At 41.9% G+C, this 2,057-nt stretch carries 2 protein-coding genes; both read right to left on the bottom strand.

The window, feature by feature from the left end; translation table 11 throughout:
* Nucleotides 1-77: 77 nt before the first annotated feature.
* Nucleotides 78-1,403, bottom strand: coding sequence for a group II intron reverse transcriptase/maturase (ltrA, locus tag J2S07_RS21755; protein ID WP_307152456.1), 1,326 nt, complete (start codon nt 1,401-1,403; stop codon nt 78-80).
* A 447-nt stretch (nt 1,404-1,850) separates the two neighbouring features.
* Entirely contained in the window at nt 1,851-1,985 is a 135-nt protein-coding gene (locus J2S07_RS21760; protein ID WP_307152457.1) for a hypothetical protein, read from the bottom strand.
* Nucleotides 1,986-2,057: the final 72 nt, after the last annotated feature.

Raw genomic sequence — 2,057 nt, forward strand, 5'->3', positions numbered from 1 at the left:
ATAGAGTAGGCGCATGAAAAATTCATGCGCCTCTCGCAGATCCGTACGTGCGGGTCGTCGCATACGGCTCCTCCATGTTATTCCCCTTGGGTATGCAGTTCTTTGTGAATATCGATAAGGAATACCAGCTTCCGTTCACTAAACCATTTATTGGATAAGGCAAAATGTACAGGTGGTGTTTTAGAACTTCTCCACCGATTCATTCTTAACTTAGGAAGTTCACCTTCCCATTTGCTTTTCCTTAGCTCTTTATGAAGCTTTTTAATCTTCTTCCAACTCCTTAACTGAATCATTCGAAGCCTTCGCCTTATCCAGCTATCTAACTCCTTGAAGATTTTCGCCGAAAATCCAATACCAAAATATCTGCCCCATCCTCTTATGATGGGATTTACTCTATGTTTGATAAATTGTTCTAGATTAACGGTTAGGTTTCTTCTCGTTACCTTCTTGATTTTATCCTTAAATTTCTTTATGGCTTTTTCTGAAGGTTTGTGCCAAAAACCGCGATTGAATGTGTACCCTAAAAATGTGAAGGGCTCTTTCATATTGTCAACGATTTTCGTTTTTTCTGGATGAACGATTAGCCCTAGTTCATCTTCCAAGAGTTTCTTCACAGATTTTAAAACTCTTTCTGCGCCTTTTCTTGACCTGCAACAGATGACAAAGTCGTCCGCATATCGAGTTAACCGATGACCTCGAGAGGTCATTAACTCATCTAATGGATGTAAATAGATATTGGCTAGAAGAGGACTAATCACCCCGCCCTGCGGACTTCCATGTTTGCTTTCGTGGACAATTCCGTTTTCAAAAATTCCCGATTTAAGGAATTGTTGTAGAAGGGACAACACACTTCCATCCACCACTTCCTCTTTTACTAATGCAATTAGTTTCTCATGAGGAATAGTATCGAAGTATGTTTTAATGTCCGCATCTATCACAAACGTAAACCCATCCATTAAATCCTTTCGGATTTTCTCGATTGCCATGTGTGCACTCCGATTCGGACGAAATCCATAGCTACAGTCAAGGAATTTCTCTTCAAAGATGGGTTCTAGCTTTCTTTTGACGGCGGCTTGAACAATTCGGTCTTGTACAGTTGGAATCCCTAATGGTCTTTGTGTTCCATCAACCTTTGGTATGTAGACTCTTCTTACTGGTCTCGTTCGATAAGTTTTGTCCTTTAAAGATTTTTGGAGCACTCTTAAGTTGTGTTCCAATTCCATCTCATACTCTTTTATTGTTACCTTATCTACCCCATGTGAACCTCGATTCTTCTTTACATCATAGAATGCTAGTTCAAGGTTTGTTGTGGACCATATTTTATCGATGAGACTATACCATTTCCTTTTCTTTTCCTTCTTTTCTCCTGCATGTAAGTTCTGCTGTCTTTTAGAGTCATTCATGTATTCGTTTCATTCCTATTCTCTCTTAACCACCTGAATAGAGGTTCACTAGGTGGTTGCCGAGTTAGTACTCCGCCCTAAGCAACCTACTTTCTGTTCGGTCTCGAATCTATGGCTATCCACCTCATCGATTTTCTGCTTAGTACATGTAGCGTCTATAAGTGCTTCCCTTATCTTTCATGGACAGACGGGCTTCGCATCAAATCACTGCCTTTTGGGTCAGTGTTTGCCTTACCAACTGGTGATAAGTCACTTACCTTTGTGGCCTTTCTGGTAAGCTTATTCACTACTATCCCCTGCTCTGACTTCTCACCTTCCGTAACACGTTTCTAGTCCATTCGGGTTTTGAAACATGCTTACCAATCCTATGGAGAAGATGAGATCTCCTTGGGTCACGTCATTTCTCTTTCCCTCGAATCCAGCCCTCATAACTTGTAGGATTTTATTTCATTTGTGGTATTGGACTGCCCCATCTTTCGCAAGGTTCTCCAATCCTACCAGCCAACATGGTTGATTGCCACCTGTTCCGAGTTTTGCCTTTGAGTCCTCCGCACGGAACTTCGCAGTACCCGCACTACCCATCAGCTATACACTTCCGCCACAACGGTATGTTAGGGACTTGCACCCATTAGAGAGATGCGCTGCCAAGCGCAC

The sequence above is a fragment of the Anoxybacillus andreesenii genome (genome assembly GCF_030813005.1).
In the GTDB taxonomy this organism is placed as follows: domain Bacteria; phylum Bacillota; class Bacilli; order Bacillales; family Cytobacillaceae; genus Robertmurraya; species Robertmurraya andreesenii.

Excerpts from the sequence above, each read along its gene's own strand:
- J2S07_RS21760 (WP_307152457.1), bottom strand. The coding sequence starts at position 1,985 with ATGGGTAGTGCGGGTACTGCGAAGTTCCGTGCGGAGGACTCAAAGGCA.
- ltrA (WP_307152456.1), bottom strand. The coding sequence starts at position 1,403 with ATGAATGACTCTAAAAGACAGCAGAACTTACATGCAGGAGAAAAGAAG.